The following is a 4,519-nucleotide window of genomic DNA, read 5'->3' as shown; positions in this document are numbered from 1 at the left end:
GCAGCTGCACGGGGACGAAGACGCCGCCTTTATCGAGGCCCTGCGTGCCCGGCTGCCAGGCCAGTGCCAGATCTGGAAGGCGGTCGGCATCACTCTCGATAAGGCAAGTGGGGAGCCGCTGCCCAACCTGGATTATCCGGCCGATCGCCTGCTGCTCGATACCGTCGTGAAAACGGCAGTCGGCAGCCAGAGCGGTGGCACCGGCCAGGCCTTCGACTGGACAGTGCTCGACGGGCTAGACAAGTCCCGCCTGATGCTGGCCGGTGGGCTCAACCCGGACAATGCCCTGAGCGCAGCCCAGGTCGGTTGCCTGGGCCTTGATTTCAACTCCGGGGTCGAAAGCGCCCCCGGCCGGAAAGATGCCAGCAAGCTTGAGGCCGCCTTTGCCGCCCTCAGGCAGCTCTGAGCTCTCGCCGCTATCGATTCGCATTTTATGAATAGGACAAGGAATAGACCATGACTCTGCTCAATCCGTTTTTTGGTGAATTTCGTTGCTGATATGTATGCGCCTCAGTCATATGCTTCAGCCCGCCACGGCTCATCGCTGATCTAAATTGCAGAATATATAGGAAGATAACCATGACCCTGCTCAATCCGTTTTTTGGTGAATTTGGCGGTATGTATGTACCCCAGATCCTGATGCCCGCGCTGCTCCAGCTGGAGAAAGCCTTCGTGGATGCCAGGGAGGATGCCGCTTTCGTGAAGGAGTTCCAGGAGCTCCTCACCGAATATGCCGGCCGCCCCACGCCGCTCACCCTGGTTCGCAATCTGACCCGTGGCACCAAGACCCGCCTCTACCTCAAGCGCGAAGACTTGCTGCACGGCGGCGCCCACAAGACCAACCAGGTGCTGGGCCAGGCCCTGCTAGCCAAACGCATGGGCAAGAACGAGATCATCGCCGAGACAGGCGCCGGTCAGCACGGGGTCGCCACTGCCCTGGCCTGCGCCCTGCTCGGCCTCAAGTGCCGGGTTTACATGGGTGCCAAGGATTGCGAGCGCCAGAAACCGAACGTGTTTCGCATGAAGTTGATGGGCGCCGAGGTGATACCGGTGCATTCAGGTTCCAGCACCCTCAAGGATGCCTGCAACGAGGCGCTGCGTGACTGGGCAGCCAACTACGAGACCGCCCACTATCTGCTCGGTACTGCCGCCGGCCCCCACCCCTTCCCGACCATAGTGCGGGAGTTCCAGAAGATGATCGGGGAAGAGGCCAAGGTGCAGTGCTTCGAGAAAGAGGAGCGACTGCCGGACGCGGTGATCGCCTGCGTCGGCGGCGGCTCCAACGCCATCGGCATCTTCGCCGATTTCATCCCCGAAGAGGGGGTGCGCCTCATCGGCGTCGAGCCCGGCGGTCATGGCATCGAATCTGGCGAGCATGGCGCGCCGCTCGGTCACGGCAGCAAAGGGGTCTTCTTTGGCATGCACTCCTACCTGATGCAGGACAAGCAGGGGCAAATTCAGGAGTCCTACTCCGTCTCGGCGGGGCTCGACTTCCCCTCCGTCGGCCCCCAGCACGCCCATCTGGCAGCCATCGGCCGCGCCGAATATGTCTCCATCACCGACAAAGAAGCACTGGATGCATTCCAGGAGCTGGCCAGAAGCGAAGGCATCATTCCGGCGCTGGAATCCTCCCACGCCCTGGCACACGCCCTCAAGATGGCGCGCAGCGAACCAGAGAAGGAGCAGGTGCTGATCGTCAACCTCTCGGGCCGTGGCGACAAGGACATCTTCACCGTGGCCGATATTTTGGAAACCGAGAGCTTTGACAAAGAAGGAAGCCGCAAATGAACCGCTACGCACAACTCTTCTCCCGCCTGGAACAAGCCAAGCAAGGCGCCTTCGTCCCCTTCGTGATGCTGGGGGATCCCACCCCTGAACTCTCCTTGGCCGTCGTCGATGCCCTGGTCGAGGGGGGCGCCGATGCCCTGGAGCTCGGCATTCCCTTCTCTGATCCTGTGGCCGACGGCCCCACCATTCAGGGCGCCGCCCTGCGCGCCTTTGCCAGCGGCACCACCCCGGATGGCTGCTTCCAGCTGCTGACCCGCATCCGGGCCAAGTACCCCCAGATGCCCATTGGCCTCTTGGTCTACGCCAACCTGGTCTATGTGCGCCACATCGACGGCTTTTATCAAAAATGCCAGCAGGCTGGCGTCGATTCGGTGCTGGTGGCGGACGTGCCGGTGCAGATGTGCGCCCCCTACAAGGCGGCGGCCGACAAGTTCGGCATCGACAGCATCTTCATCGCGCCGCCCAACGGTGACGCCGAGACCCTCAAAGCCGTGGCCGAACTTGGCAGTGGCTACACCTATCTGGTGAGCCGCGCAGGCGTCACCGGTGCCGAGACCAAGGCGGGCATGCCGGTGGAGGGATTGATCAACACCCTCAACGAGTTCAAGGCCCCCCCCGCCCTGCTCGGCTTTGGCATCAGCGATCCCCAGCAGGTGAAGGAGGCCATCAAGGCGGGCGCCGCTGGCGCCATCTCCGGCTCCGCCGTGGTCAAGATCATCGAGACCCACCAGCAGGATCCCGACCGCATGCTCATTCGCCTGAAGGAGTTTGTGCAAGGGATGAAGGCGGCGACCAACAAATAGGGGCAGGTATAGGGTCATATGCCGTTGGCCCTGACCAGCCAGCATAAAGGGAGCCCACTTGGGCTCCCTTTTATTATCCGGCGTCAGGGGTTGGCTTCTCTATAGGTCTGATTAGCGAAGCGTAATCAGACGATCGCGGAGTTGATCTGGTGGCGCGGCTTAGCCACGTAGGAGGCGGGGGCTCTGCCCTCGACGGGGTTTCGCCCGCCCTTCGGGCTGGGGCGAGTGACTTTGGAAAGACCCAAAGTCACCAAAGGTCTTCTCCCCCGCTTATTCGCCCGACTGACGTCGGGTACCTTCGGCTCCCCCTCTTGTCCAACGGCACGCGCCAATGGGCCGTCCATGGCCCAACGCCGCTCGCTCGGCATCCTGCCTCGCGGCCTGGACAAGAGGCCTCGCCTCAGCGAATAAGAGGGGGATCAAAACCGTGCCAGTCCTCAGCTTCCGTCTAACCACAGATATGCTCCCTCTCCCTCCGAGAGAGGGTTGGGGTGAGGGGCGTTTTCGCACTTCTGCTAACCCAACAACCTATTCAAAGCAGCGGTTTCCCGCTAATTGATTGAACCGGTTCAGATTTTTATCAACTGCCTCTTCCCATGCCTCAATCAGGCCCCTTATGATAGCCAAACGACAATCAACCTCTGGGGAGAGCGTCATGGCAGCGATGGTTGCAATCTCGCGGGTGAAAGCAGCGAACTGGGGGCTGGAACTCAGGGGCGGTAGCCTTGCCTGCAGAAACTGACAAGCGAACCCCCGCACACGGTTCCTCACAGTGGGAGGCCATTTTCTGATTGCCAATCAGAAGCACATATTCAGACAGTGCTGGACGCGGGTAACATGGATGCACGATGGTAATACGCTCACATCAAACAGCAGAACTTTCATCCAAGCGGGCTGACCACACCCGCAAATACCTGACCCAGCACATGTGTATATATCTGCGTTGTACGCGCATCGGAATGCCCAAGTAGCGTTTGTACTGTCCGGATATCACTGCCACGACGTAGAAGCTCGGTGGCAAAACTGTGGCGAAAGGTATGGCAGCTAGCGGGTTTGTTCAGGTTGGATTGCCTGACGGCCTGTCTGACCGCTTTCTGTATTGCGCTAACGTGAAGATGGTGGCGGACGATCTGTCCGTCCTCATTTGTACAAAGTCCGGTCGATGGGAATAGCCACTGCCACTCAAACGAATGCCCGGCGTTAGGGTACTTGCGTCGTAACGCAAATGGCAGGCTGACAGGGGGGTGATAGAAGCTGTCCTGCTGTTTCCAGGCATTAAACATGCGTGCTCTGCGCTCCAGTAGTGGTGCGATCAAGGGGACTGGTAAGAGCGTTGTACGATCTTTAGCTCCTTTACCGTCATGAATGGTGATGATTTTCTTGTCAAAATCCACATCCTTGATACGTAAACGCGTAGCCTCAACGACACGTAATCCCGCGCCGTACATCAGCGACGCCAGCAATTGATGCGGTTGACCTAACTGTGCGATCAGCGCAGTTGCCTCTTCATGAGTCAGCACACAAGGGATCCTAACCGAGCGTTTCGCGCGCACAATCTCGCCGATCTGACCAAGGGGTTGTCGCAACACCTTGGTATACAGGAAAACCAGTGCATTGAGTGCCAGATTCTGAGTTGCGGCGGCGACCTTTCGTTCGGCGGCAAGCCAAGTGAGAAAAGCATTGACCTCAATGGCACCGAGTTCTTGCGGGTGTCGCAGTTGATTAAAACGTATGAAATTGCGGATCCAGTACCAGTAGGACTTTTCAGTACGGATGCTGTAATGATGCAAACGCATCACTGTCCTGACCTGTTCACGCAGACGGGGTTTGGTGGTGCTCTCCATAGCTGGCTCCATAACTGTTTTTTTATACAGTAGTAATGGTAGAGTAAAAAGAGGAGGTCAAGCGAATACATTGAAGTATTAGGG

4 protein-coding genes are annotated in these 4,519 nt (G+C 58.9%); 3 read left to right on the top strand and 1 reads right to left on the bottom strand.

Annotated elements, in window-relative coordinates; genetic code table 11:
• The 3 genes from trpF to trpA all read left to right on the top strand — a co-directional run.
• On the top strand, window positions 1-406 hold a 406-nt coding region (gene trpF, locus G113_RS19290; protein ID WP_005910468.1), incomplete at its 5' end, for a phosphoribosylanthranilate isomerase.
• Window positions 407-579: 173 nt separating this feature from the next.
• Window positions 580-1,788, top strand: coding sequence for a tryptophan synthase subunit beta (trpB, locus tag G113_RS19285; RefSeq protein ID WP_005910466.1), 1,209 nt, complete (start codon window positions 580-582; stop codon window positions 1,786-1,788).
• Window positions 1,785-2,591 carry a tryptophan synthase subunit alpha gene (gene trpA / locus G113_RS19280; protein WP_005910464.1) on the top strand — a complete coding sequence of 269 codons (807 nt, stop codon included), beginning with the start codon at window positions 1,785-1,787 and terminating at the stop codon, window positions 2,589-2,591. Before trpB ends, trpA begins: the two co-directional genes overlap by 4 nt.
• Window positions 2,592-3,472: 881 nt before the next feature.
• On the opposite strand, the gene G113_RS19270 is transcribed toward trpA, so the two are convergent.
• Window positions 3,473-4,435, bottom strand: a complete 963-nt coding sequence (locus G113_RS19270) for an integron integrase (RefSeq protein WP_005910460.1) — start codon at window positions 4,433-4,435, stop codon at window positions 3,473-3,475.
• Window positions 4,436-4,519: the final 84 nt, after the last annotated feature.

Origin of the sequence: Aeromonas molluscorum 848 (assembly GCF_000388115.1) — a bacterium.
GTDB classification, from domain to species: domain Bacteria; phylum Pseudomonadota; class Gammaproteobacteria; order Enterobacterales; family Aeromonadaceae; genus Aeromonas; species Aeromonas molluscorum.
This window is presented reverse-complemented; position numbering and strand designations above follow the sequence as displayed.

Excerpts from the sequence above, each read along its gene's own strand:
- trpB (WP_005910466.1), top strand. The coding sequence starts at position 580 with ATGACCCTGCTCAATCCGTTTTTTGGTGAATTTGGCGGTATGTATGTA.
- trpA (WP_005910464.1), top strand. The coding sequence starts at position 1,785 with ATGAACCGCTACGCACAACTCTTCTCCCGCCTGGAACAAGCCAAGCAA.
- G113_RS19270 (WP_005910460.1), bottom strand. The coding sequence starts at position 4,435 with ATGGAGAGCACCACCAAACCCCGTCTGCGTGAACAGGTCAGGACAGTG.